The organism is Streptomyces sp. NBC_01216 (assembly GCF_035994945.1).
Lineage (GTDB): Bacteria > Actinomycetota > Actinomycetes > Streptomycetales > Streptomycetaceae > Streptomyces.
The window spans coordinates 54610-79693 of record NZ_CP108677.1; the positions used below are offsets into that span (position 1 = coordinate 54610).

Sequence of the window (25084 nt, forward strand, 5' to 3'; positions counted from 1 at the left end):
GTCGAGATCGACGTGGCCCCCGTCGCCCTCTCCCCGGCTCGTCCCAGCGGCAGCTTGGTGCAGAGAAGGTCCAGCTCCATCAGCGCGGTCCCGGGACCGGAGACGTCCTGGACGGCCTCGGGGTACTCGGTGCCCTCACCGCCGGACTTGCGGACGACCGTGGCGTGCTTGATGTAGCCGGTCTTCCCGGCCTTCTCCGCGAGTATCGGTAGGTTCCGATATTCGGGCGTGCGGAATAGGGCAATCGGGCCCATGCCTCCAGCTCGACCGGGACACGGTGCCACAGGAGGCGCAGGGGGCCGGAGCCTGCGGCCCCGGGGCTACTCGGTAGCGTCCTTCTGGTGAATCTCAACCTCTTCAACGATGTGCCCGACGGCCTGACTCAACGAGCTCGATCGTTCGTCTCAGTGCACGGAGTCAAGGTCGACGTCAGGCACGTCGAGGACCACAGACAGTGGTGGCTTGAGCGAGACATCCCGGCGGCGGTCATCGACCGGATGGCGGCTTATGAGGAGCGCTGGGGCGGTCTGGTCCTACCACCCGCATCTCGGTACGACGGCGGCCCGAGGTACCTCGAAGCAGACTGCCCCGAAGGTTCTGAATCTGAAGGTTGGTGGTTCGAGGCTGGGGTGCAGAGGAGCGCGGTCCCGTACGGGTTCTGGATCGGGCCGTCTGGCGAATTCGGCATTCACTCAGGTCAGTGGGTGCCTCTCCATGCCACCGTCGAAGGCTGGGTGGAGTCGCTCGCGCTGACCCACCACGCGTCCATGTGGGCAACGCAGATCATCAAGGTCACCGGCGACGATGTCGATGGCATCGTGCTGGACGGGTTCGAGCCGGTGCGCGAAGTGATGGGACTGGCCGACACCTGGTGGCGAGGAGCCGACTCGCTGGTGGCGGTCTATACAGGTGAGGCCGAGGCCCTCTCCTTTCCGCGGGGCCGCACTGCGTTGATCTACTCCGGCTTGGATGAGTGGGGCCTCCGAGGAGGCGTCAAGGACAGCACCAGCTGAGGACATCAAAAGTGAGCCAGAGTCTCGCCAGCGTCTGATCGGCGGGCCACCTCGGCTGCGTAGGCCGTTCTGACGGCTCCTGCTGCCCATCGGTCGGCAGCGGCGGGGCTGATGCCGAGGAGCCGTTCGAGGACGCCCGCGGGCATCGTGGTGCAGATGTCGAGCAGGGCCGCGCAACGGCCGGACTCGGAGGGGAGCCCGATTTTCCGGAGTCGGGCGAGGAGCTGGCCGCTGGTCAGGTGCTTTCCCGGTTGTTGGGTCGGGAAGAGCCAGGGCGTGTTGGACTCGTTCGCCGTCACGGTGTGCTGGTGATCATTGGCGATGTCGACGAGTCGGAGGACCAGGGTGTCCAGGGGCGGCGGCAGCCTCAATGGGATCTCGTGGAGTTGAAGGGCGACGCCCTTGTCGTCCTGGATGACGTGTGCGGTGGTCAGTCGGCAGGTTCGGGCGGGGGTCTGGCCGTAGAGCAGGACCATCAGCCCGGCGACGCGGTCTTGGTGGGAGTGTTCAATGATCGGCGGATCCGATGATCAAGGAGACGCCAGATGAGCGACACGACCATCGAGCAGATACCGGGCAGCGAGCCGACGGCGGGGGCCGTGGCGGCGAGTGACGAGCAGTTGGTTGCGATGCTCGTGGATCGGGCCCGGTCGGAGGGCCTGCAGCTGACTGGGGAGGGTGGGCTGCTCCAGCAGCTGACCAAGCGGGTGCTGGAGTCCGCCCTGGAGGGCGAGATCACCGATCACCTCGGATACGAGAAGCATCACGCCGAAGGTCGGGGCAGTGGCAACAGCCGCAACGGGACGCGGGCGAAGACGGTGCTGACCGATGTCGGCCCGGTCGAGGTCAAGGTCCCCCGGGACGTGGCCGGAACGTTCGAGCCGGCCATCGTCAAGAAGCGGCAGCGGCGCCTGTCCGGGGTGGACGAAATGGTGCTGTCGCTGTCCGCGAAGGGACTGACGCACGGGGAAATCTCCGCCCACCTGGCCGAGGTCTACGGCGCGAGCGTGTCCAAGGCGACCATCTCCACGATCACCGACAGGGTGATGGACGGGATGGCGGAATGGTCCAACCGCCCCCTGGACCGCGTCTATCCGGTGCTGTTCGTGGATGCGATCAACGTCAAGATCCGGGACGGGCAGGTGGCAAACCGTCCGATCTACGTCGTCATGGCCGTGACCGCCGAGGGCCACCGCGACATCCTGGGGATCTGGGCCGGTGACGGCGGCGAGGGCGCGAAGTACTGGCTGAGCGTGTTCACGGACCTGAAGAACAGGGGCGTCGACGATGTCCTGATGCTGGTCTGCGACGGACTGAAGGGCCTGCCCGAGGCGGTGGAGGCCGTCTGGCCTCGAACGATTGTGCAGACCTGTGTCGTTCATCTGCTGCGGAACTCCTTCCGGCACGCGGCCCGACAGGACTGGGACAAGATCGCCAAGGCGTTGAAGCCCGTCTACACGGCGCCGAACGAAGCCGCCGCGACCGAGCGGTTCGGCGAGTTCCAGGAAGCCTGGGGCAAGAAGTACCCGGCGGTCATCCGGCTCTGGGAGAACGCCTGGGCCGAGTTCGTGCCCTTCCTCTCCTTCGACGTCGAGATCCGCAAGGTCATCTGCTCGACGAACGCGATCGAGTCCGTCAACGCCCGCATCCGCAAGGCAGTACGCGCCCGCGGCCATTTCCCCAACGAGGCCGCGGCCATGAAGTGCGTCTACATGGCCCTCATGTCGCTGGACCCGACCGGCAAGGGCCGCAAGCGGTGGACCATGCGCTGGAAGGCGCCCCTGAACGCCTTCCAGATCGCCTTCGAAGGCCGGCTCACCCCGGCCGCCAACTGACCCCTACAAAAACTGGATCAGCCGTCTACTGGACACACCCCGCAAGGGCGGTTTCCTGCGTGATGGCCGCGTAACGCCCCGTGCGGACCCTCTTGATCATTCCTTTCTCGGTCCAGCGGGCGAGTTGTCGGTAGGTAGCGACGAGGGTGACGTCGCCGAGGAGTTCGGCGATCTCCCGTGAGCGCCATAGCCGTTCGGGTTCTGCCTGCAGGATGGCCAGGACACGTGTCATGCGGGTGCTGGTCCTGCCGGGGCCGGTGTACTGGGGGACTGAGGTCGTGGGCAGTGCGGGCTCCGGCACCGGCGACGGGGCTGAGGTCGGTCAGCACGCTCTTCGCCCGGGTGCCGTTGCGGCTGTTGCCGTTGTTCTTCCCGGCCGGCTCGTGCTTCTCGTATCCGAGGTAATCGGTGATCTCGCCCTCCAGGGCGGACTCCAGCACCCGCTTCGTCAGCTGCTGGAGCAGCCCGCCCTCCCCGGTCAGCTACAGGCCCTCGCTGCGGGCCTGGTCCACGAGCATCGCGACCAACTGCTCGTCACTCGCCGGCACGGCCTCCGCCGCCTCACTGCCCGGTATCTGCTCGATGGTGGTGTCGCTCATCTGGCGTCTCCTTGATCATAGGATCCGACGATCATTGAACACTCCCCGACTGGGCGTGACGCGGTCCATGGGCCGGGGCGGCTCTCGTCGGCGCTCAGGTCGACGCCCTTTTTACGGCCTCGCGGGCGGCCGCCGCGTCCGGGGCGGCGAGTGCCAGTTGGGCGAGCCGGCGGCAGTCGTCCAGAGCGTGCGAGGCCAGTGATGCCCGGACGTCGCCGACGCGGCCCGGCGCGGCCGACAGGCTCGTGACGCCCAGGCCGACGAGGACCAGGGCGAGCAGCGGGTCCGCCGCTGCCTCGCCGCACACGCCGACCGGCCTGCCCTGGTCGGCTCCCGCCTCCGCGGCCGTCGCCACGAGTTCGAGGAGGGCCGGCTGCCACGGGTCGAGGAGTTCGGCCAGGGCTCCCAGGGTGCGGTCGGTTGCGAACGCGTACTGGGCCAGGTCGTTGGTCCCGACGCTGAGGAAGTCGCACCGCCGCGCGAGCTCACCGGCGCGCAGTGCCGCGGCGGGCACCTCCACCATGGCGCCCGCGGTCCGCAGCCCGTGGGCCTTCGCCCGTTCGGCGAAGTCGGCCGCCTCTGCGGGCACCGAGACCATCGGCGCCATGACCCATACGTCGGCGTCACCGCCCGGCGCCGCCGCGGCGATGGCGGCCAGCTGCGTTTCGAGGAGCTGCGGGTCCCGGCGGGCCGTGCGCAGGCCGCGCACACCGAGCGCGGGGTTCTGCTCGTCGGCCGCGGTGGCGAACGGCAGGGGCTTGTCGGCCCCGGCGTCCAGGGTGCGTACGACAACCCGGCGGCCCGCGAAGGCGGCGAACACCTCGCGATAGGCCGCGGTCTGCTCCTCGCCGGTGGGTGCCTGTTCACGGTTGAGGTAGAGGAACTCCGTTCGGAACAGCCCGACGCCCTCGCTGTCGGCCGCCGCCGCGGCGGGCAGTTCCTGCAGCGCGCCGAGGTTGACCAGCAGTTTGACCGGATGGCCGTCGGCCGTCCGCCCGGGGCCGAATGCCTGTGCCGAGAGCTGGCGCCGCTGTTCGTCGCGGCTGGCGGCTGCCGCGACGGTGTCGGGCTCGGGGTTGGGAACGACCGTACCGGCGGTGCCGTCGACGAGGACCGGCGTGCCGTCCGTGAGCACGTCTGCGCCGGCGCATCCGACGACGGCGGGCAGGCCGAGGATTTTCGCGAGGATCGCGGTGTGGCTGGTGGGTCCGCCGCGTTCGGTGACCAGTGCGAGGACCCTGGCCGGGTCGAGGAGCGCGGTGTCCGCGGGCGCGAGGTCCTCCGCGACGAGGACGTACGGCCGTCCGGGGTCGGGCAGGCCGGGCACCGGGAGTCCGAGGACGCGCGCCACGGCGCGGTCGCGAAGATCGTCGAGGTCGGCGACGCGCTCGGCGAAGTGGCCGCCGGCGGCCGTGAGGGACGAGCGGAAGACGCGGAACGCCCTGTCCAAGGCGTGGGCCGCGTCGGCTCCGCCGAGGACGAGCTCTCCGACTTGGTCGGCGAGGGTCGGGTCGGCGGCCATCATGGCCTGCGCGGACAGGACCGCGGCCGCTTCACCGCCGGCGGCGGCCGCCCGTTCCTCCAGATGGGCGGCGACGCGTGCCAGTGCCCCGCGTGCCGCCGCGGCCTCCGCGGGCACGTCGGCCGGGGCGACGGTGCGCGGCGGCGGCAGTGCGGCCGGGGGCGCCATGCGGGCGACGGGCCCGGCGGCGCTGCCGCCCCCGGTTCCGATGCCGTGCAGCACGGGTGTGCCCCTGGTGGTCGTGGTCGTCGGGGTCCTGCCGGTGGTCACCGCTGCTCCTGGGCGTCGAGGTCGGCGGCGGCCAGCGTGGCCAGTTCCTCGAGAGCGGCCTCCGCGCCGTCGCCGTCCGCGGACAGCACCAGCGGGTCGCCGTGTTTGGCGCCGAGAGCGAGCACGGACAGCAGGCTCCGGGCGTCGACCGGAGTCCCTCCGTCGCGGGCCACGGTCACCCTGACTGGCTGGCGGGCCGCGGCCTGGACGAAGACGGCGGCGGGCCGGGCGTGCAGTCCGGAACGGGAACCGATGACGACAGTGCGCTGGGGCATGGGGATGACACTCCTACGGGGATGGGGCGGGGCTGCCGGTGGGACGTGGGTCCGCCGCGGAGGGCCCGGCGGCGGTGCCGGCGCCGGCGGTACGTGACCCGGTCCGCCGCGGAAACTGCGGCGGGCGGGCCGGTGGGGTCCGTGTCCGGCGTGGACACGGCGGCGGACCGGCGGGAGTACGAGAGCCGGTCCGCCGGGTCCGGTCCCGGGCCGTACCCGGGGGCCGGGCGGGCCGGGCGGGACCCGGGGCCGGCCCGGGGCGACGGTCCCGGGCCGGTCCGGTCATGCGGCGGCGGGGACCTTGGCGTCCGCGTCCGCGCCGGTGGCGGCCGGGGTGGCGCCCCCGGCCGCGGTCTCCGGCTTGCGGTGGCTCTTGAGCAGCACCACCAGGGCGGCGGTGACCGCCGTGCCGGCCGCGATGGCCAGCAGGAAGAGCAGCGGATTCCCGATCAGCGGGACGACGAAGACGCCGCCGTGCGGAGCGCGGAGCGTGGTGCCGAACGCCATCGCCAAGGCACCGGTCACGGCTCCGCCGGCCATCGCGGACGGGATCACGCGCAGCGGGTCCGCCGCGGCGAACGGGATGGCGCCCTCGCTGATGAAGGAGGCACCGAGGACCCAGGCCGCCTTGCCGTTGTCCCGCTCCGTCTTCGTGAACAGCTTCCCGCGCACGGTCGTCGCCAGCGCCATGCCCAGCGGCGGGACCATACCCGCCGCCATGACGGCGGCCATGACCTTGAGGCTGCCGTCGGTGGGGTCGGCGAGGCCGCCGACGGCGAAGGCGTAAGCCACCTTGTTGACCGGACCGCCGAGGTCGAAGCACATCATGAGGCCGAGCAGGACCCCGAGCAGGACGGCATTGCCGCCGGACAGGCCACCCAGCCAGTCGGTCAGGGCCTTCTGCAGGGAGGCGATGGGCTTGCCAACGACGACGAACATCAGGAATCCGACGACGGCGGACGAGATCAGCGGGATCACGACCACAGGCATGACACCGCGCAGCACGGACGGGACATGGACGCGCTGGACGGCCTTCACCACGGCCCCCGCGATCAGACCGGCGGCGAGCCCGCCGAGGAAGCCTGCCTCGATGGTGACCGCGAGCGCGCCGCCGACGAAGCCCGGTACGAGGCCGGGTCTGTCGGCCATGCCGTAGGCGATGTATCCGGCGAGCACGGGGACGAGGAAGCCGAACGCGGCGCCGCCGATCTGGAACATCAGCGCGGCCCAGCTCGCGGCCTCCGTCCACACGAAGTGCTCGGCGACGGAGGGGGCGCTGTTGATCTCGTAGCCGCCGACGGCGAAGGCGAGGGCGATGAGCAGGCCGCCCGCGGCGACGAACGGCACCATGTAACTGACTCCGGTCATCAGCCACTTGCGCAGCCGGGTGCCGAAGTGGTCGCCGAGGGCGCCGGTGTCCATGGGTGCGGGACCGACTGCCGCGGCGGTTCTCTCGCCGCGTTCGGCCCTGCCCCGTACCTCCGCTACGAGTTCGGCGGGCCGGTTGATCGCGGCCTTGACCCCGGCGTCGACGGTGGGCTTGCCGGCGAACCGTTCCTTCTCCCTGACCTCGACGTCATGGGCCAGGATCACACCGTGGGCCGCCGCGATCACATCAGGATCGAGCCGGGCGAATCCGGCCGAGCCCTGTGTCTCGACGACGATCTCGACTCCCGCCGCCTCGCCGGCCTTCTGGAGGGACTCGGCGGCCATGTAGGTGTGGGCGATCCCGGTGGGGCAGGAGGTGACGGCCACGATCCGGAACGGCGCGGCCTCAGGCGCAGGGGTGCCCGCCGGGACCTCGCCGGGCGCCGGGCCGTCCGCGGGCGTGGCCGGAGCCTCGTCCCCGCGGACCAGGGCCGCGACCGCCGCCGGGTCGCGCTCCGCGCGGAGCGCGGCGGTGAAGGCGGGGTCCATGAGCCGCCGGGCCAGCGACGACAGGATCGTCAGGTGGTCGTCGTCCGCGCCCGCCGGCGCGGCTATCAGGAAGATCAGGTCGGCCGGCCCGTCCGGGGCACCGAAGTCGATGCCGGAGGCGCTGCGGCCGAAGGCGAGGGTCGGGGCGGTGACATGCTCGCTGCGGCAGTGCGGAATGCCGATGCCACCGTCGAGTCCGGTGGGCATCTGGGCCTCGCGTGCCGCCACGTCGGCGAGGAAGCCGTCGATGTCGGTGACGCGCCCGGCGGCCACCATCCGCTCGGCGAGGGACCGTGCGGCGGCTTGCTTGGTCTCGGCGGACAGGTCGACGTCGACCAGTCCTGCGGTGATCAACTCACTCATCACGCGGCTCCTTGCTCGCGAACCGCCGCGGGGGCGGTGGTGGGACATGGTGGTGCTGCATCCGCCGGGCGGGCCCCGCCGGAGCCGGTGCGGTGGTACCGCGCTCCGGTACGAGGGGGACGGAGGGCCCGGCCCGGACGGACGATCATGGCGCCGGCTCCCCGAGGACCCGGTCCAGCGGGACGGACCGGGTGACCGTCACCGCCGCCGGATCCAGGTGGCCGGGTGACGGCATCACGCTCCCCGGCAGCTGGACGGCGGCGGTTCCGTGGGCGACGGCGGCGGCGAGGGCGGCGGGGCCGCTGCCGCCGGCGCTGAGGAAACCCGCCAGGGACGCGTCCCCGGCACCGACGTTGCTGCGGACCGCCTCGGCGGGCGCATGGCCGAACCAGGTGCCGGTGTCGTCGACGAGCAACTGGCCGTCGGCGCCCAGACTGGCCAGTACCGCCAGGGCTCCCCGTTCGCGCAGCTCCTCCGCCGCCTTGACGGCGTCGCCGACGGTGGCGAGGGGGCGCCCGACGGCCTCGGCGAGTTCCTCGGCGTTGGGTTTGACCACGTCGGGCCCTTCCCGCAGCGCGGTCGTCAGGGCCGCGCCGGAGGTGTCGAGGGCGACCCGGGCGCCTGCCCGGTGGAGGCGTGCCACCAGCTCGGCGTACCATTCGGGGCGCAGACCGCGCGGCAGGCTGCCGCAGCAGGCGATCCACTCCGCGTCGGCGGAGCGGGTCCGTACCGTCTCCAGCAGCGCCTCGGCCTCCGCGGCCGTGAGGTCGGGGCCGGCCGCGTTCACCTTGGTGAGGGTGCCGTCGGGTTCGACGAGCGTGATGTTGACGCGGGTGGAGCCGGCCACGGGGACACCGGCGGCCTCGATGCCGTGTTCCCCCAGCAACCGGTCGAGCAGCGCGCCCTCGGGCCCGCCGAGCGGCACCACGGCCACGGTGCGGTGACCGGCGGCGGCGACCGCACGGGACACGTTGACGCCCTTGCCGCCGGGGTCGACGCGGTCCCTGGCGGCGCGCAGCACCGCTCCGCGGTCCAGGGACGGCAGTTCGTAGGTACGGTCCAGGCTCGGGTTCGGGGTGATGGTGAGGATCATGCGCGGACGACCTCCGTGCCCTGCGCCTCGATGGCGCGGGCGTCGTCGGGCGCGAGGCCCGTGTCGGTGATCAGCAGGTCGACGTCCGCGAGGTCGCCGAAGCGGGCGAAGTGCTGCTGCCCGTACTTGGTGGAGTCGGCCAGCAGGACGACCCTGCGGGCGGCGCCGATGACGGCCCTCTTGACCGCCGCCTCCGCCAGGTCGGGAGTGGTCAGGCCGCCGTCGGGGGTGAATCCGTTGGTGGCGAGGAAGACGACGTCGGCCTTGATCTCGGCGTACGCCCGCAGCGCCCAGGCGTCGACGGCGGCGCGGGTGCGGTGTCTCACCCGGCCTCCGACGAGGTGGAGGGCGATGCCCGGGTGGTCGGCGAGCCGGGCGGCGACGGGCAGCGCATGGGTCACGACCGTCAGTACCGAATCCACCGGGAGCACCGCGGCCAGCCGGGCGGCCGTGGTGCCGGCGTCCAGGATGACGCTGCCGTCGGCGGGGAGTTCGGCGAGCGCGGCGAGCGCGATGCGCTCCTTCTCGTCGGTGGCGACCGTGTTGCGCTCCGCGAGGTCGGGCTCGAAGTCGAGGTGGCCGACCGGGATGGCGCCGCCGTGCACACGCCGCACCAGACCCGCGCGGTCGAGGGCCTTGAGGTCGCGCCGCACGGTTTCCGCGGTGACCTGGAACTCCTCGGCGAGGGACAGCACATCCACCCGACCGCTGTCGCGGGCCAGGCGCATGATCTCCTGCTGACGCTCCGCTGCGAACATGTGGTTTTACATCCGTTTCCATGACCGAGTCTGTGGTTTTCCAGGATGCTACGCCCACGCCTCGGAGAAGTAAACACATCCGGGCAGGCAAACAGACAGAAACAGGTGGAGTGCCGAGGCCGCCGAGTGGCGACATCCCGCGAGCTCTTCACCTGGATCCGCATACCGTCCGGCAGGTTCAGCCACCGCATCGGCCGGGTGCAGGTCTCCCACACCGGTGCCGCGGTAGGCGATCCGGACCACGGTGACCTTGCCCAACACCGTGGCCAGCCTCCGGTGCCGGCCCCGCTCGATCCTCGAGCGCCCGACACCGGCGGCGTCCACGACATCCCGCCGAGGCGGCGAAGGCGTCCTCACACTCCGCGAGCGCGCCCCGGGCCGGCCCCACCACGCTCACCACCCCTGCTTCCTGCCGTCGACCTTGAACAGCCCGGGCAACGGCTCGGCCAGGATCCCGCGCTCCACCAGCCTCTTCAGCTTCGAGCGCATCCCTTCCACATGCCGCGGCTCGGTCCCCAGCCCCAGATGCCCGCAGACCTCTTTGCACCGCATCGCCACCCCCGAGGCCGCGAACAACCCGATGACCGCCTGGTATTCCGGCGACATCACCGTCACATCCAGCTCGGCCTCGGCCTTCACCAGCGCCACAACGACCCCACCGGCACCCCCGCCCGCGGCGTCCGCGTCCGGCACCGGCGAAGACGGCGCGGCCAGGACCTCCTCCACCGTCTCCCGCGTGACCTGCAACCGCGCCAGCCGCTCCTCGACCCGCGACAACTCCTCGGACAGACCAGCGATCTGCTCACGCAGCCGCTCGGCCTGACCCAGCACCTCAGCCCGCCTGGCCTCCAACGCCTCCATCAACGACGGCACACCACACCCACCCTCGCTCAGCACCCACACCCTCACGGCGGCTCGACCCCGGCGACGGTAGAAGCCGACACGACCAGCCACATCCCGAACCCTCGCGAATCACCCCAACGAGGCACCCCGAGAAGATCTACACCCCCGCAACTTCGCCGGACATGAACTGTGGGGCCTGGCCCGAGCCACCGGCGCCCACCTGGCCTGGCGGATCAAGAAGAGTCTCGTCTTCGTGCCACTGCGGGTACTGCCCGACGGGTCCTACCTGTCCATCATGCGCACGCCCGCGGAGAATGTCCGCCACGGTCAGGCCCGCGCGGCCGGACGCACCCTCCCCGGGCCGCCCCAGGGGCATCTGGTGCGGATCGTCGAGTACACCGTGACCATCCGCCCGCGCGCCGGCCTACCTCGCACCGAGGCATTCCGGCTGGTCACCAGCCTCCTGGACCACCGCCTCGCCCCAGCCCACCAGCTGGCGACGGCATATCACCAGCGGTGGGAGATCGAAAACGGGTTCGCGGAACTGAAGAACCGCCTGCGCGGCGCCGGATTCATCCTGCGCTCCAAGGCGCCCGAGCTGATCTGCCAGGAGATTTACGCCCTCCTCACCGTCTACCAGGCGCTGTGCGCACTGCAGATGCACGCCGCGGAACACGGCGGGATCGATCCCGACCGGATCTCCTTCACCGTCACGGTGCAGCTCGCCCGACTGACTGTCGCCGCCCAGGCCGCAGCCGACGTGACCGCGCTGGACACCGCACGCCGCGAGGCCGTGACCGAGCTCCTGGCCGCCCTCCTCCCAGCCCGGCGCAACCGGCAGTGCCAACGCGTCAAGAAGCCGTCCAAGAACACCTTCGAGATCAGAAAACGGGACCAGCCCCGCACTCCCAGTAACGTCCACTACACACTGAGAGTCACCAAGCACCACATCTGACCTGCACTGATGCCCTAACTCACCGACATTGGGAAGAGCTGGGCAGACCAGCGAATACTCCCCGCCCGAACCCGCAGAACAACCACCAGACGATTCGAAAACCCCCAGAGCGATCACTCCGGAATCAGGCCGGTGGATCCGGGCTGAAGACTTCCACGTCTTCCGCACAGGTCTGAACATCCCATCGACGGTGTCCGTATGGATTGACGCGTACTTTCCCCCGAGATTGGAGTTCCATGGGACGCACATCGAGAAGACGTTCGACGCTGGCAAACCGGGCGATCGCCGCCTCGGCTGCCCTCCTTCTGGGCGGGGGTGGGTTGGTTGCGGCCAATTTCGACGCTTCCGCCCATGAGAGCTGGGGCGGCGACCGGAAGAGCCCGAGAACCCAGAGTGCCGGCCAGTCCGTCTCGACCATCGACTGTCCGGAAGTCGTCAACTCCATCAAGGAGATCCCTGATGACCAACGGCGGGCCGTGGACCGGGAACTTGCCACACTGGACAACCAGATCACCACATACTACAAGCGGTTCGCCGAGAACAAGCGGCGCGTGCAGAGCGACCGCGCCTGGGCACAGAACCAGATTCTGACACCGCTGAAGAACGAACGACTGGTGATCATCCAGCGGATCGTCGCCCTGATCGACCGCTCGGCGGAACGCCCCAAGGGTCTTAAGGCGACGGCACCGTGCACACTGCGCCGCGACGACAACGACGGCAACAAGAACAGGAGGGACAGAAGGGACAGGAACAACAACGATCAGAACGGCAACGACGGGAACAACGACGGCCAGGACCAGGGCGACGGCCAGGTTCCGGTCGACAACGGCAACGGGGCCGCGGGCCCGGTGGCCGAGGACTTCATCGACATCAACGGTGTCCGGCCCAACTCGCGGGACCTGGAGAACGGCCTGGTCGCCAACGGGAGAACCGGTTCGACCGGCTCCTTCACCACCAAGTGCGGTGTCAACGAGAACGACCTGTCCAACAGTGACAACCTGATCGTGGCCCCGGGAGTCGACAACGGCGCGCACCACACCCACGACTACGTCGGCAACCAGGACAACGACGCCTTCTCCAGCAACGAGGACCTCGCCAAGGCCGGCACTTCGTGCCAGAACCAGGCCGACAAGTCGACCTACTATTGGCCGGTTCTGCGGCTCCAGGACGGTACGAAGGAGTTCGACGCAAACGACCTGGGCGGTGGCGCCGAGGGCAACGTGGGCAAGATCCTGAAGGCCAGCGAGGCGGAGCTCAAGTTCGTCGGCAACAAGCAGAGCCGCGTCGTCGCCATGCCGAAGTTCCTGCGCATCATCACCGGTGACGCCAAGGCCTTCACCAATGGCCTCGCGAACGCCAACACCTCGTTCAGCTGTACCGGCTTCGAGGACCGGCAGGTGACGGACAAGTACGTGCTCTGCCCCGAGGGCAGCCAGGTGGTCCGGACGTCCAACTTCCAGAGCTGCTGGGACGGCCGGAACATCGACAGCGCCAACCACCGTGACCACGTGGCCTTCGTCGAGGCGGACGGCAGCTGCCCGAAGGGTTTCCGGGCGATCCCGCAGCTGCAGGCCCGCCTGGTGTACGACGTTCCCACACCGACCATCGAGAACGGTCAGGTGCAGAACCCGTACGCCGTGGACGGCTTCCCGGAGCAGTTGCACAAGCCGATCACCGACCACAACGACTTCATCAACGTCTTCGACGAGAACCTGATGAACAAGATGGTGAACTGCATCAACCGCGGCAAGAACTGCCAGTGAGTTGTGTTCATCCTGAACGTGCAGGTCACGGGGGTGGCGTGGACGGGTGATGTCGTACTGGTACTGGTCGTCGGGAACTGTCTGGTGTGAAGATCGTCGGTCAGCGGGCGATTTCTCGCTGGGTGAGGATCATCAGCGCCCGCACCAGCCGGGTGGCCCACTTCACGTCGAGGCGGAGTTTCGTCAGCGCGCGCCAGTTCTTCAGGTGCGCGAACGCGTGCTCGCATACTGCCCGTTCAGCCGCGATCAGCTGGTTGACCAGCTTCTTCGCGGGCGGGAGCTTCTTACCCTTGGGTTTCTTGTAACCGGTGATGACCGCCGGGTCGCCCATCTCGTCGTCCAGGCCGACGAAGCCGAGGTCGGCGATCGCGGCCAGGCCCGCCTCACGGAGTCGGCCGACCAGGTCGTCGTGTCGGCACGCGGTGATCTCCGAGCCGCGCGCCGGGCGGGCGGTGGAGGTCCACAACAGCCGCCCGCGCACGTCGGTCAGGGCGATGACCAGCAGCCCGTGCCGCTTGTGTTTCGTCGACCAGCGGCGCCTCATCGGCAGTCCGGTGCGGCGCTGGGTGGGTATCAGCGACCCGTCGAGCAGCACGACGCTGCCACCCTCACGGGCGATTTTCGCCAGCACCCGCTCCAGCCTCGGCGCCTTCGCGGCCAGCAGATCGATCATCTCCTTCAGCCAGCGGTCCACGGTGGTGCGCGAGACGTCGTTGCCGCCGGCGAGATCGGAAAGGCGCTGGTCATGCCGCAGCGCGGCCAGCACGATCACCGCGATCCGCCCGGTCGGCAGCTTCCGCCACCGCGAGTGGATCTTCTTCAGACGGGCGGACAGCAGCCCGGTCAGGAAGGTCAGGGTCCGCGTGGACAGCGGCAGTCGGCACTGATACACAAGCTCATTACGGTCCCCGGCCGGGATGGTGTTTGTAGGCATACTGCGTCAACTCGGGCCGGGGACCGCCGGGTTACGGGTCTGCACCCCGCAGTTTCACGCCCGCGCGGTGAAGGTGCCGTTCGGCAGTTTGTGCAGCCAGCCCCGCCCGGCCAGCTTCGACAGCTTCCCGCGCAACGGCTCCAGCCGGCCCGGCGCCGAAGCGTCGATCCCCAGCTCAGCGCCGACCTCCTTGACCATCACCGGCCCGCCCGCCTCCTTCACGATTTGCAGCATCCGCTGGTAGTCGCCGGGCAGCGCGGACGCGTCCGCTACCTCGCTGCGGTGCGGCACTTTCAGCACCGACCGGCCCGCGACCTGCACCGACTGCGGTGACACGGGCCCAGCAGCCCCGGCTTCGTGCTCGTACAGCCGCCGCAGCACCCGCTCCGCGACCGCGAGTTCCTCACGTTCGGCGTCCACCTCGGCCAGCTGCTTGGCCAGGGCCTGCGACAGCTCGTCCAGCTCAGCCCGGCGAGCGGCGATCTTCTCCAGCGACGACACGGTTGCCCTCCCGAACGGCGCGGCACCGCTCTCGCCCGGGATCGTAGAAACCCCGTCGCACACGGCGCGGCCGAAGCAGGAAACACCCACCCGCGCCAAGTCGGATGATCTACGCTCCAGCCGCCCGCCCCCGACCAGCACGAGCACGCCACCGGTCTCCCACGCCAGCACGGCTGACCAGCAGAGATTCAGGATGTGCAGGGCTCAATGGCGAGGACGTGACGCTGTACGACACGTCCGGACCGTACACCGACCCGCAGACCGAGACCGATGTCCGCCGTGGACTGGTGCCGTTGCGCGAGAACTGGATCATCGGGCGCGGAGACACCGAGGAGTACGCCGGCCGCCCCGTCCGTCCCGAGGACGACGGCATCAAGCACACCTCGCCGCGGGGCGGGCTGCGCAACCTCGACGCCGTCTTCCCCGGCCGGCCCCGGCAGCCCCGCCGTGGCCGCGGCGGACAGGCGGTGACCCAGCTCGCCTACGCCCGCCGCGGCGAGATCACGTCGGAGATGGAGTTCGTGGCGATCCGGGAGAACGTCTCCCCGGAGGTCGTGCGTGAGGAGATCGCCGCCGGGCGTGCCGTCCTGCCGGCGAACGTCAACCACCCGGAGATCGAGCCGATGATCATCGGCAAGCGGTTCCTGGTGAAGGTCAACGCCAACATCGGCAACTCCGCCGTGACCTCCTCCATCGAGGAGGAGGTGGAGAAGATGACCTGGGCGACCCGGTGGGGCGCGGACACGGTCATGGACCTGTCCACCGGCCGCAACATCCACACCACGCGCGAGTGGGTGCTGCGCAACTCCCCCGTGCCGATCGGCACCGTGCCGCTCTACCAGGCGCTGGAGAAGGTCGACGGCCGGGCCGAGGAGCTGAGCTGGGAGATCTACAAGGACACGGTCATCGAGCAGGCCGAGCAGGGCGTCGATTACATGACGGTCCACGCCGGTGTGCTGCTGCGGTACGTGCCGCTGACCGCACGCCGCAAGACCGGCATCGTCTCGCGCGGCGGTTCGATCATGGCGGCCTGGTGCCTCGCGCACCACAAGGAGTCGTTCCTGTACGAGAACTTCGAGGAGCTCTGCGAGATCCTCGCCGCGTACGACGTGACGTACTCGCTCGGCGACGGGTTGCGGCCCGGCTCGATCGCGGACGCCAACGACGAGGCGCAGTTCGCCGAACTGAAGACGCTCGGCGAACTGAACAGCATCGCCAAGCGGCACAATGTCCAGACGATAATCGAGGGCCCGGGACATGTCCCGATGCACAAGATCAAGGAGAACATCGACCTCCAGCAGGAGATCTGCGAGGATGCGCCATTCTACACCCTGGGGCCCCTGACGACCGATGTGGCGCCCGCCTACGACCACATCACCTCGGGCATCGGCGCGGCGATGATCGCCTGGTGGGGCACCGCGATGCTCTGCTACGTCACGCCAAAGGAGCACCTGGGCCTGCCGAACCGGGACGACGTCAAGACCGGCGTCATCACGTACAAGATCGCGGCCCATGCCGCGGACCTCGCCAAGGGACACCCGGGTGCGCAGGAGTGGGACGACGCCCTCTCGGACGCGCGCTTCGAGTTCCGCTGGGAGGACCAGTTCAATCTGGCCCTGGACCCGGATACGGCGCGGGAGTTCCACGACGAGACGCTTCCGGCGGAACCGGCGAAGACCGCGCACTTCTGCTCGATGTGTGGGCCGAAGTTCTGCTCGATGAAGATCAGCAGGAGCATCACCGAGCAGTTCGGCGGTGACGAGCCGGCGGAGTCGGACGAGGCGATCGCCGAGGGCATGCTGCAGAAGTCCAAGGAGTTCGCGGCCTCGGGTAACCGGGTCTACCTGCCGATGGCGGACTGACTCCGGGCCGGAGGAAAGACGACGGCGGACCCGCGGCCCCGGGGGAGCCGCGGGCACGCCCTGTTCCGACTGATGCGAAAGGCCTACGCCCGGACAGGACCTACTGAAGTTGAACTCGTGGAGTGGTAGGGGCTGACGGCTCGTCGCCCGTGCGGCATCAGCAGGGCATGCGGTATCCACGGGGAGGCGGGCTGGCCAGAACGGCAGGGATTTCGCGAGGGGGGCCAGCTTCACGTGGCGATCCTGCACCGGTGGCGCACTGAGTAACTGGGCCCTCAAACGCGCCGAACACCACACACCACCGCGACCCGACGCCCCAACAGTCACGATCGCCGAGCCCACGAAGACCATCTACACCCGCAGAAAGCCCTAAATCACTGGTATTGGGCCTAGTGGAAGCCGAGCATGCCGGGTGAGTCGATGTCGACAGTGACCACGCCGGGCGGATAGGCGCCCTCACGGCCGGTCAGCAGGATGGACATGCCCGTGAACTCGGGCCTGGGCAGGGCGCAGTACAGGGCGTGGCAGGTGTCGGGGCCGCCGTAGCCGTCGCGGATCATGGTGCCGACGCTGACTGCAGCGACCATGTCAAGCGGGTCGACAGTCACCGAGGAGAACGTCAGCACCCGGCGCGCTGCACCCTCGTCGTCGGCTTCGGCCTGCGCCAGGCACAGGGCCGGGATCCGCAGCTGCTCCCCCGGCGCGAGGGCCATGTTGCCGGCCAGGAGACTGAGCGTCTTGTGCCCTGCGGCGAGCGCGGCCACCGCGCTGGAGTCGAGGATGATCACGCAGCCGAGTCCCGGGCCATGCGCGCTTTGTCCGCAGCGATCTTGTACAGGTTGCCCAGCACGTCGGGGGCCTGGTCAAACTCGGCATCACTGATCGCCACCCCGAGCAGACCGCGCACCGCCTCCCGGTCCGCCGCCAGCCGCTCCGCCCGCTGTGCAGCCGTCGGCTGCTCCGCAGCCAGTGCCTCCACCAACTGCCCGATACTCACCCCACGCTCCCTCGCCAACTCGGCAAGATGATCACGCGTCTCCCGCGGCACCTGAATCGTCGTCGAAGCCATAGCGCTACTATAGCGTGCTTACAGTCCTGCGTGGCGGACCGCAGCACGGCCCCCTCCGCCCCGCAGGGTTCGGTGTGTTCGGCGTTGAGGAGCCTGTCCATGCCCTGGCAGGGCGGACAATTCTGGCGGGGTGAGCCCCCGCCCGACCGAGCCGATCCGGCTCGCCCTCGAGACCTCGCAAACGGGTCGGTGCCGATTGCATCGTAGGGCGCGTCGAGTTTTGGGGGCCGTCGATGAATTAGTGGGGCGTTTCTCGTTCGCGGTCTGCAGCTGTCACGTGCATGACGTAGTTGGCGAGGTCGCTGGGGTCGATCAGCCGGGCGGGGATGGGTTCGGAGTGGTGGCCGAGGTCCTCGAGGTGCGGTCGGACCTGCCTGATCAGGCATCTCATCTGGTTCTCCCCGACGCGGAAGAGATAGGAGATCAGGGAGCGGGACAGGCCGCGCTGGTCGAGGACGGCGGCCCAGATGATGTTCTCCGTAGTCATCTTGCGGTGCCGGGGCCGCTCCTTGGGCGGCAGGGCGTCCAACCGGTCGCGGACGCCGGTGGTGAGATCGTCCAGGTCGTGGCGCTCGATGCCTGTCAAGAGGGGGTGGGTGGCCAGGGCTGCGCCGAAGGTGTGCGCGGTGCGGGGGTGGGATCTGGGGCCGGGCGGGTGGAGGGGGACGTCGGGGATGCCGGGCTGGGGCGGGATCGTGTAGTTCCACTCCCCGTGGAAGTCGTAGGGGCGGATCGTGAGGGCGGCGGCGTGCTGTTCGCTGATCTCGATTCCGGTGGGGTAGCTGCCGGTGTCCAGGCGGGCGGTCACAGTCAGCCCGGTGCGGGTGGTGGTCGCCGAGATGAGGTTCAGGACGGTCTCGTAGCTGGTCAGCGGGCGGGCGCGCCAGTTGAGGGAGATGAAGGAGAACAGGCGGTGCTCGACCCGGTTCCACTTCGAAGTCCCGGGAGGCAGGTGGCACACGCTGATCTGAAGGCCGGTCTCGGTGGCGAGAACGGCGAGGTTGGCCTTCCATGCCTTGGCGCGGGAGCTGTTGGAGCCGCCGCCGTCCGCGGTGATCAACAGTCGCTTCGCGTGCGGGTAGGCGGCCCGTCCCTCCTCGGTCCACCAGCGGCGCAGGCTGGCCACGGCGAATGCGGCGGTGTCGTGATCGGTGCCCACCACGACGAAGCCGGTGTTGCGGGCCAGGTCGTAGGTTCCGTACGGGATCGCGGTGCCTGTGGCGTGGGAGGGGAAGTCGTGGTCGAGGACCTTGACCGGAGCGCCGGGCGGGGCCCACTCACGACCGGGCCGGGCGAACAGCCCGATCTGCTCCTTCTTCTTGGTGTCCACGCTGATCACCGGGTCACCGGCCTTCAGGAAGTCGGCCACCGTGGCGTTGAGGTGCTCGAACTGCGCGTCCCGGTCCGGGTGGTGGGTGCCGGCCAGCACCCGCGCGTTGCCGCGCAGGCTGAACCCGGCCGCCTTCAGCAGGGCCGCGACGGTGTCGCGGCCCACCTGCCTGCCCTGGGCGGCAAGCTCGTCCGCCAGGCGGCGCAACGACTTCGTCGTCCACGTCAGCGGCCTCATCGGATCACCCTGTGTGTTGTCCTCGACCAGCTCCAGCAGGGCCGGCACCAGGCCCGGGTCCTTGTCCGCCAGGGCCGGGCGGCCAGCTCCCGGCCGTCGCACCCGCCCGCCCGGCTGCGCGTCGGCGTCGAGTTCGGCCAGGCCCCGGCTGACACAGCCCTTCGAGACCCCTGCGGCTCGCGCCACCGCGGCGATCCCACCGTGCCCCAGCTGGCGGGCCTCCGCGCCATAGAGGATCCGGCGCTGCCGCTCGTTCAGATACGGCGTCACCGCCTCAGTGCGTTGTGGCAAAGGGAGTCTCTGTTCGATGAGCAGGGGTTTCTTCGTGTGCGGGGCATGTTCGCGGAGGGGTAGGGGCAGGCAGCGGACGGCTTGTTGTGGATCGAGGAGGGCGCGATGCCGTCGGTGCTGGGGTTGATGGAACGGCGTGAGGCGCGGGCGAGGCAGGAGCTGGAGTCCTGGACGGAGGTCCTGGAGCAGGCTCAGGCGGAGGTGGATGCTGCGCGAGAGCGAGTCGAGCGGGCCCGTGTGGGGCGTGAGGAGCTCGTGTCGGTGCTGGCCGAGGAGAGTGCGGTGAATACGCCGGCTTCCGTGGCGTCTGGTGGTGAGGCGGCTGCCGTGATGGGTTCGAGCGGCTCCGACGCGGTGCATGGCGAGCGGCCGCCGGTGTGGCGGTCGGGCATGGGCGAGGAGGTGCTCAGCGGCCTGTATCGGGAGGTGTTCGCCGCGGTGGTGGCCGCTTCGGGGCCGGTGAGCGGGGTGGAGTTGACGCGCGTGGTGGGCCGTGAGGCGGAGATCAAGAACGAGGTGGAGAAGATCCGTCACCGTGCCTACGCGCTGGAGAAGCGGGGCTGGCTGGTGCGGGAGAAGAATGGACGGTTCATGCCTGTGCCCGGGGCCGTCGGCCGGGACGCTTCTCCGGCCAGCGCGGGGCATCGCCGGCCACCTGGCGCGACAGCCTGATCGTGGCTGCCCACCACACCATCTGCTGGTGGTGATCGGGGCGGCGTTCGTGGTCGCGGTTGAGGCGGCGTGAGCGGGAGAGCCAGCTCAGCGTTCGTTCCACGACCCATCTGCGGGCCAGTACGACAAATCCGCGGTGTCCGTCGGATCGGCGCACGACCTCGATCCGGACTCCGTGACGGGCGAACGCCTTGGCCAGGGCCGAGCCCTGGTAGGCGCTGTCGACCCACACCAGTTTCAGCAGCCGACCCGGGTGGTCCATGAACGTCTCCAGCAGGGCGGGGGCGGCCTTGGAGTCGTGGACATCGGCCGTGGTCACGGTCACCTCCAGGAGCAGACCCTCGGTATCGGTCAGGATGTGACGCTTGCGCCCATCACGTGACTTGCCGCCGTCGTATCCGCGACTGTCCTCGCCGACGGTCTCGGAGGCGTCCACCGACTGACTGTCGATGACTCCCGCGCTGGGCTCGGCGTTGCGGCCTGAACGTTCCCTCGCCGAACGTCGCAGGCGTTCGTACAGCTCACGCGCGTAGTCGTAGGCCCGCCAGCGGCGGAAGAAGTCGTAGACCGCCCGCCAGTACGGGAAATCGACCGGCAGAGCCGTCCACTTCACGCCGTTGTCGACGAGGTAGCGCACCGCGTCAAGCATCTCGCGGTGGCAAAACGCCTCCGGACGCCCGCCCAGCTTGAGGAGCCACGCCGGCACCGGCATCGCGGCGCGGACCTCGGCCCACTCCGCATCCGTCATGTCACTGGGGTAGCAGCCTGCCCGCCGTCCCGGAGCGATCGAACCGAACCGGTGCACGTAGCAGTCACACCCAAGGGTGACCGCGGTGGACGCATGCACAGAGATACTGCTCAACTGATCAGGCAACGGGCTTCCTTGGTCGTGCTGGTGTCGTAACCGCGTCACTACCAAGGGGCCCGTTCTCTCATGCCCGCGACCGCACCCGAACCTCCGTCCAGATGATCACCCGCTGCCACTCGAACAAGATCCGGTTTGCCACAACGCACTGAGCGTGTTCACGGACCTGAAGAACAGCTTCCGGCACGCGGCCCGCCAGGACTGGGACAAGATCGCCAAGGCGCTTAAGCGCGTCTACACCGCGCCGAACGAGGCCGCCGCGACCGAGCGGTTCAGCGAGTTCCAGGAAGCCTGGGGCAAGAAGTACCCGGCGGTCATCCGGCTCTGGGAGAACGCCTGGGCCGAGTTCGTGCCCTTCCTCTCCTTCGACGTCGAGATCCGCAAGGTCATCTGCTCGACGAACGCCATCGAGTCCGTCCCCGCATCCGCAAGGCCGTCCGGGCGCGCGGACACTTCCCCAACGAGGCCGCGGCCATGAAGTGCGTCTACATGGCCCTCATGTCTCTGGACCCGACCGGCAAGGCCGAAAGCGGTGGACCATGCGCTGGAAGGCACCCCTGAACGCCTTCCAGATCGCCTTCGAAGGCCGGCTCACCCCGGCCGCCAACTGACCCACTACAGAAACTGGATCAGCCATCTACTGGACACACCCCGTTTTCTCCGCGCTGTACGGTGCCCGGCAGGCCGTCATGAACCGGGCTCTGCGCGATTCCGTCCGCGGGCCGGTCTTTCGGGCGGGGTGGCCGGCACGCCGTCAAGCGGCGCCGGTGCCGTCGTCTGCCGTGGTGAACGCGGCGGCCGGGCCGCACGTATGCGTAGACGCGCCGTTTTCCCGTGGGGCCGGCGTCGCCGACGCCGTGTCGGAGCGTCTTTGAAGAGGGGGCCGGAAACGGATGAGTCACGCACGACGCAGCCTGCAGCGCATCACGCGTTTCGCCGCCGTCGGGGGATTACTGTGCGGCGGGCTGTTGGTGACGACCGCGGCCGCAACCGAGCCGCCGGCCCACGACCGGGAGCGGGCCGGGCCGGGTGTCCACGGCCCGGAGCAGACCGAGCGCCCGTCCGGGCTGGGCACCGGTCTGGTCACACGCCTCGGGCCGTCGCGCACGGCGGGCACCTGGATGGGGGCGGACGGGCGGTCCGTCGTCGCGGTCACCGACGAGGACGCCGCCGTCGAGGTCGGCCGGTCGGGAGCGCGTGCCGAAGTCGTCGAGCACAGCATGAGCCGCCTGCGCTCCGCCGTGGACGCACTGAGCGCGGCCCCCAGGGTGCCGGGCACGGCATGGGCGGTCGACTACGCCTCCAACCGCATCGTGGTGCAGGCCGACAGCACCGTCTCGTCCGACGACTGGTCCCGCATGTCCCGCCTCACCGAGAGGATCGGCGACTTCGTCCACATGGAGCGGAGCCCGGGTGCACTGTCCTCCCGGCTCAACGACGCGGACCCGGTCTTCTCTCCTAGCGGCCGCTGCTCCGCGGGGTTCAATGTGACCGACGGAAGACGTGCGTTCATCCTGACGGCCGGGCACTGCGGTCCACCGGGCACCGCCTGGTTCCAGGACCCGCAGGGGACGAAGGAGGTCGGCACGACGACCGCCGGACGCTTCCCCGGCAGCGACTTCTCTCTCGTCGCCTACGGAAACGCCGACGCGACCGCCGCGGACAACGTCGTACGCCTCGAAGGACGGCAGGGCATGCGGATCACAGCGGCCGCCGATCCCGTCGTCGGGCAGGAGGTGTTGCGCAGCGGAGGTACCTCGGGGGTGCGCTCAGGCAAGGTGACCGCGCTCAACGCGACCGTTAACTACCCCGAAGGCACGGTCACCGGACTGATCCAGACCACCGCCTGCGCCGAACCGGGCGACAGTGGAGGGCCGTTGTTCGCGGGCGGCATGGCTCTCGGGGTGACGTCGGGGGGTATCGGCGATTGCCGTAGCGGAGGCAGCACGTACTTCCAGCCGGTCACCACGGCGATGGAAGCGCTGGGGGTGCGGCTCGCGGGGATGGCCGGCCCCGGGGGCGGCGCCGACTTCGGGGACGGCGCAGGCTCCACCGCTCCGCCCTTCACGGCGGGAGTCGGCGCGCTGCCGGGCCGGCCGGACACTCCCACGCGCCGCACCGGAATCGTCGGCGCCCACACCGTCAAGCCGGGGCTGGCGGTCATCGGGGTCAGTCTTGTACTGCTGGTCGCCAACGGCCTGATCCGCTCGGCCTTCGACCACAGGAACTACCGACGGCAGTACTCCCAGACCTGGAGCTGACACCGGGAAGACACAGAGGAGGCAAGACACGATGAGGACAGGACGCAAAGGCATAGGGCATGACGGATGCTGAGCTTGACTCTGTCGGGGATCTTGGAGTTTCGCGGTACGGCAGCATGGCCAACAGGCAAGCTCGGGTGGTTCCGATGACCGATGCAGCTGTCGAGGTGCCCGTTGTCCCTCCGTTCCCGTTCCGGTGAGCACGTCCCGCCCCTGACTGCGCAGGTCGCGCGGGCGAGCAACCCAGGCGGTACGACGGCGATATGGGTGAGAGACCGCCTGGACGGGCTGTGGTGCGACGAGGACTTCGCTGACTGGTATCCGCGTGACGGGCGTCCGGGTCTCTCGCCCGCCCAGCCGGCCACCGTCTGTGTGCTGCAGTTCGTGCTCGGCCTGTCGGACCGGCAGGCCGCCGAGGCGGTTCGCTGCCGCATCGACTTCAAGTACGCCATGGCCATGGAGCTGGACGATCCCGGCTTCCACCACAGTGTGCTGGCCGACTTCCGCTAACGTCTCGCCGAGGGCGACCGCGCCGACCGCCTCCTCGACCTCGCCCTGGCCCGCCTCAAGGAGACCGGCCTGGTGCGCGCGAGCGCACCGACTCCACTCACGTCCTGGCCGCGGTACGCGACCTGACCCGGCTGGAGATGGTCACCGAGGCCGTCCGCGCCGCGCCGGAGGAAGTGGCCGGCACCGCCCCGCACCTGCTGGACGATGTGGTCGACGAGGACTGGGGGCGCCACGGCGGCCGCCCGGTCCGCCTGGGGAAGAACCCCACCAAGCCCAGACCAGGATCCTCGCCACCGGCGACGACGCCGTCCGGCTCCTGGAACACCTCTACCGGCAGGGAGCGGACCGTGCGTCGGGCCCTCGTGTCCAGGCCCTGCGCCAGATCCTGGTGCAGAACCATCACCGTGACGCCGTGGGCCGCCTGCGCCGGCGCACCGCCGAGACCGAAGGCGGACCCGGGCTGCCGCCCTCGTCCCGGGCGATCGTCTCGCCCCCACGACATCTCGGCCCGCTACGCGAGGCACGGGCACATCATCAGCTGAAAAGGCGTTCTCCGCCCATCTGACGGAGACCTGTGCTCCCGACGGCCCCAACGTGATCACGGACGTGGCCACCACCGCGGCCACCACCCACGACAGTCAGGTCCTGCCCGGCGTCCACACCCGTCTGGCGCGGCGCGGGCTGCTGCCCGCCGAACACCTGGTCGACAGCGGCTACACCTCCCTGCCCCACCTTGCACAAGCCGCACATGACCACCAGGTCACCCTCTCCGGGCCGCTCCGGGGCAACCCCACCCGGCAACACCGCCGGGGTGAAGGCTTCACCCGCGACGACTTCCATATCGACTACGACCGCCGACAGGTCACCTGCCCCCAAGGGCAGGTCAGCCAGGGCTGGCACGGCCCCTACCCGACCTCCTCACCCACCGCAGCCCCGCTGATCGTGGCCCGGTTCACCAAGAGCCAGTGCCACCCCTGCCCGGCCCGCACCCAGTGCACGACCTCCCGCGAAAGCCACCGCACCGTCGGCTTTCCGCCACGAGAACTCCGCGACCTGCAACTCCGCGTCCGCGCCGAGCAACAGACACCCGAGTGGAAGACCCGCTACACGGTCCGCTCCGAAGTGGAGGCAACGGTCGACGAGTTCGCCCACGGTCATGGCATGCGCCGCTGCCGCTACCGAGGCCAGGGCGAGGTCCATCTCCAGCACGTCCTGACCGCCATCGTCATCAACATCGAGCGTCTCAGCGGTTTCCCACCGACCGAGGAAGCACCCCCTCCCCGCCGACCGACCGCCTTACAGAACTACCTCGACCAGCGCGAAATCCCCCGGCCAAAATCCTGGCG

General features: G+C 69.8%; 21 protein-coding genes and 4 pseudogenes. 10 read left to right on the forward strand and 15 right to left on the reverse strand.

The features are described 5' to 3' along the window. Positions 1 to 341 precede the first annotated feature (341 nt). On the forward strand, positions 342 to 1013 hold the full coding sequence (locus OG393_RS00255) for a hypothetical protein (protein WP_327372445.1): 672 nt from the start codon (positions 342 to 344) through the stop codon (positions 1011 to 1013). A gap of 5 nt (positions 1014 to 1018) precedes the next feature. Here the strand turns inward: OG393_RS00255 and OG393_RS00260 are convergent, their stop codons facing one another. Beyond that, the gene (locus tag OG393_RS00260) at positions 1019 to 1489 is read right to left on the reverse strand and encodes a hypothetical protein (RefSeq protein WP_327372446.1); all 471 of its coding nucleotides are present in this window, start codon (positions 1487 to 1489) and stop codon (positions 1019 to 1021) included. A gap of 153 nt (positions 1490 to 1642) precedes the next feature. On the opposite strand from OG393_RS00260, the gene OG393_RS00265 reads away from it, so the two are divergent. After that, on the forward strand, positions 1643 to 2848 hold the full coding sequence (locus tag OG393_RS00265; protein WP_327378267.1) for an IS256 family transposase: 1206 nt from the start codon (positions 1643 to 1645) through the stop codon (positions 2846 to 2848). Between the two features lie 25 nt (positions 2849 to 2873). Here the strand turns inward: OG393_RS00265 and OG393_RS00270 are convergent, their stop codons facing one another. The 8 genes and pseudogenes from OG393_RS00270 to OG393_RS00305 form a co-directional block, all read right to left on the reverse strand. Then, the gene (locus OG393_RS00270) at positions 2874 to 3080 is read right to left on the reverse strand and encodes a hypothetical protein (protein WP_327372447.1); all 207 of its coding nucleotides are present in this window, start codon (positions 3078 to 3080) and stop codon (positions 2874 to 2876) included. 73 nt (positions 3081 to 3153) lie between these two features. Further along, positions 3154 to 3447: pseudogene (locus OG393_RS35370) on the reverse strand (transposase); the annotation flags it as partial. A gap of 94 nt (positions 3448 to 3541) precedes the next feature. Beyond that, complete coding sequence (gene ptsP, locus OG393_RS00280) at positions 3542 to 5239, reverse strand: phosphoenolpyruvate--protein phosphotransferase (protein WP_327372448.1); 1698 nt, start codon at positions 5237 to 5239, stop codon at positions 3542 to 3544. Then, positions 5236 to 5514, reverse strand: a complete 279-nt coding sequence (locus OG393_RS00285; RefSeq protein ID WP_327372449.1) for an HPr family phosphocarrier protein — start codon at positions 5512 to 5514, stop codon at positions 5236 to 5238. The genes ptsP and OG393_RS00285 overlap by 4 nt, the downstream gene beginning before the upstream one ends. A gap of 282 nt (positions 5515 to 5796) precedes the next feature. Further along, on the reverse strand, positions 5797 to 7794 hold the full coding sequence (locus OG393_RS00290; protein ID WP_327372450.1) for a PTS fructose transporter subunit IIABC: 1998 nt from the start codon (positions 7792 to 7794) through the stop codon (positions 5797 to 5799). A gap of 145 nt (positions 7795 to 7939) precedes the next feature. After that, positions 7940 to 8887, reverse strand: coding sequence for a 1-phosphofructokinase (gene pfkB / locus OG393_RS00295; RefSeq protein WP_327372451.1), 948 nt, complete (start codon positions 8885 to 8887; stop codon positions 7940 to 7942). Further along, the gene (locus tag OG393_RS00300; protein WP_327372452.1) at positions 8884 to 9645 is read right to left on the reverse strand and encodes a DeoR/GlpR family DNA-binding transcription regulator; all 762 of its coding nucleotides are present in this window, start codon (positions 9643 to 9645) and stop codon (positions 8884 to 8886) included. Before OG393_RS00300 ends, pfkB begins: the two co-directional genes overlap by 4 nt. A 393-nt stretch (positions 9646 to 10038) precedes the next feature. Then, a complete protein-coding gene (locus OG393_RS00305; protein WP_327372453.1) occupies positions 10039 to 10518 on the reverse strand; it encodes a hypothetical protein in 480 nt (159 codons plus the stop codon). Between the two features lie 223 nt (positions 10519 to 10741). On the opposite strand from OG393_RS00305, the gene OG393_RS00310 reads away from it, so the two are divergent. Then, positions 10742 to 11443, forward strand: a complete 702-nt coding sequence (locus OG393_RS00310; protein ID WP_327372454.1) for a transposase — start codon at positions 10742 to 10744, stop codon at positions 11441 to 11443. Between the two features lie 236 nt (positions 11444 to 11679). Next, positions 11680 to 13206, forward strand: coding sequence for a DUF1996 domain-containing protein (locus OG393_RS00315; protein ID WP_327372455.1), 1527 nt, complete (start codon positions 11680 to 11682; stop codon positions 13204 to 13206). Positions 13207 to 13306: 100 nt separating this feature from the next. Here OG393_RS00315 and OG393_RS00320 read toward each other — a convergent pair whose 3' ends face one another. Both OG393_RS00320 and OG393_RS00325 read right to left on the reverse strand, forming a co-directional pair. Beyond that, complete coding sequence (locus tag OG393_RS00320) at positions 13307 to 14098, reverse strand: transposase family protein (protein WP_327372456.1); 792 nt, start codon at positions 14096 to 14098, stop codon at positions 13307 to 13309. Between the two features lie 96 nt (positions 14099 to 14194). Then, the gene (locus OG393_RS00325) at positions 14195 to 14788 is read right to left on the reverse strand and encodes a hypothetical protein (RefSeq protein ID WP_327378620.1); all 594 of its coding nucleotides are present in this window, start codon (positions 14786 to 14788) and stop codon (positions 14195 to 14197) included. Between the two features lie 59 nt (positions 14789 to 14847). On the opposite strand from OG393_RS00325, the pseudogene thiC reads away from it, so the two are divergent. Further along, positions 14848 to 16503 (forward strand): annotated as a pseudogene (gene thiC / locus OG393_RS00330) (phosphomethylpyrimidine synthase ThiC); the annotation flags it as partial. Positions 16504 to 16892: 389 nt separating this feature from the next. On the opposite strand, the gene OG393_RS00335 reads toward thiC, so the two are convergent. From OG393_RS00335 to OG393_RS00345, 3 genes are all read right to left on the reverse strand, one after another. Then, entirely contained in the window at positions 16893 to 17291 is a 399-nt protein-coding gene (locus OG393_RS00335; protein ID WP_327372457.1) for a hypothetical protein, read from the reverse strand. Then, positions 17288 to 17572: a hypothetical protein gene (locus OG393_RS00340; protein ID WP_327372458.1), complete on the reverse strand. Its 285-nt coding sequence runs from the start codon at positions 17570 to 17572 to the stop codon at positions 17288 to 17290. The genes OG393_RS00335 and OG393_RS00340 overlap by 4 nt, the downstream gene beginning before the upstream one ends. 238 nt (positions 17573 to 17810) lie before the next feature. Beyond that, positions 17811 to 19454, reverse strand: coding sequence for an ISAzo13 family transposase (locus OG393_RS00345; RefSeq protein WP_442817387.1), 1644 nt, complete (start codon positions 19452 to 19454; stop codon positions 17811 to 17813). Positions 19455 to 19535: 81 nt separating this feature from the next. On the opposite strand from OG393_RS00345, the gene OG393_RS00350 reads away from it, so the two are divergent. Next, on the forward strand, positions 19536 to 20102 hold the full coding sequence (locus OG393_RS00350; protein ID WP_327373031.1) for a hypothetical protein: 567 nt from the start codon (positions 19536 to 19538) through the stop codon (positions 20100 to 20102). Here the strand turns inward: OG393_RS00350 and OG393_RS00355 are convergent. Further along, positions 20020 to 20850, reverse strand: coding sequence for an IS5 family transposase (locus tag OG393_RS00355; protein ID WP_327372459.1), 831 nt, complete (start codon positions 20848 to 20850; stop codon positions 20020 to 20022). The genes OG393_RS00350 and OG393_RS00355 overlap by 83 nt on opposite strands. Before the next feature lie 283 nt (positions 20851 to 21133). On the opposite strand from OG393_RS00355, the pseudogene OG393_RS00360 reads away from it, so the two are divergent. The 4 genes and pseudogenes from OG393_RS00360 to OG393_RS00375 all read left to right on the forward strand — a co-directional run. Continuing rightward, positions 21134 to 21578, forward strand: a pseudogene (locus OG393_RS00360) (transposase); the annotation flags it as partial. Positions 21579 to 21860: 282 nt separating this feature from the next. Further along, a complete protein-coding gene (locus tag OG393_RS00365; RefSeq protein WP_327372460.1) occupies positions 21861 to 23228 on the forward strand; it encodes a S1 family peptidase in 1368 nt (455 codons plus the stop codon). 267 nt (positions 23229 to 23495) lie between these two features. Further along, the gene (locus tag OG393_RS00370; RefSeq protein ID WP_327372461.1) at positions 23496 to 23738 is read left to right on the forward strand and encodes a transposase; all 243 of its coding nucleotides are present in this window, start codon (positions 23496 to 23498) and stop codon (positions 23736 to 23738) included. A gap of 606 nt (positions 23739 to 24344) precedes the next feature. Next, positions 24345 to 24971, forward strand: a pseudogene (locus OG393_RS00375) (transposase); the annotation flags it as partial. Between the last annotated feature and the right edge of the window lie 113 nt (positions 24972 to 25084).

What these genes read in the sequence shown, in the direction of transcription:
- OG393_RS00260 (WP_327372446.1), bottom strand. Translation starts at nt 1,489, where the DNA reads ATGGTCCTGCTCTACGGCCAGACCCCCGCCCGAACCTGCCGACTGACC.
- OG393_RS00265 (WP_327378267.1), top strand. Translation starts at nt 1,643, where the DNA reads ATGCTCGTGGATCGGGCCCGGTCGGAGGGCCTGCAGCTGACTGGGGAG.
- OG393_RS00270 (WP_327372447.1), bottom strand. Translation starts at nt 3,080, where the DNA reads ATGACACGTGTCCTGGCCATCCTGCAGGCAGAACCCGAACGGCTATGG.
- OG393_RS00285 (WP_327372449.1), bottom strand. Translation starts at nt 5,514, where the DNA reads ATGCCCCAGCGCACTGTCGTCATCGGTTCCCGTTCCGGACTGCACGCC.
- OG393_RS00290 (WP_327372450.1), bottom strand. Translation starts at nt 7,794, where the DNA reads ATGAGTGAGTTGATCACCGCAGGACTGGTCGACGTCGACCTGTCCGCC.
- pfkB (WP_327372451.1), bottom strand. Translation starts at nt 8,887, where the DNA reads ATGATCCTCACCATCACCCCGAACCCGAGCCTGGACCGTACCTACGAA.
- OG393_RS00300 (WP_327372452.1), bottom strand. Translation starts at nt 9,645, where the DNA reads ATGTTCGCAGCGGAGCGTCAGCAGGAGATCATGCGCCTGGCCCGCGAC.
- OG393_RS00315 (WP_327372455.1), top strand. Translation starts at nt 11,680, where the DNA reads ATGGGACGCACATCGAGAAGACGTTCGACGCTGGCAAACCGGGCGATC.
- OG393_RS00340 (WP_327372458.1), bottom strand. Translation starts at nt 17,572, where the DNA reads ATGGCTTCGACGACGATTCAGGTGCCGCGGGAGACGCGTGATCATCTT.
- OG393_RS00350 (WP_327373031.1), top strand. Translation starts at nt 19,536, where the DNA reads ATGCCGTCGGTGCTGGGGTTGATGGAACGGCGTGAGGCGCGGGCGAGG.
- OG393_RS00355 (WP_327372459.1), bottom strand. Translation starts at nt 20,850, where the DNA reads ATGACGGATGCGGAGTGGGCCGAGGTCCGCGCCGCGATGCCGGTGCCG.
- OG393_RS00365 (WP_327372460.1), top strand. Translation starts at nt 21,861, where the DNA reads ATGAGTCACGCACGACGCAGCCTGCAGCGCATCACGCGTTTCGCCGCC.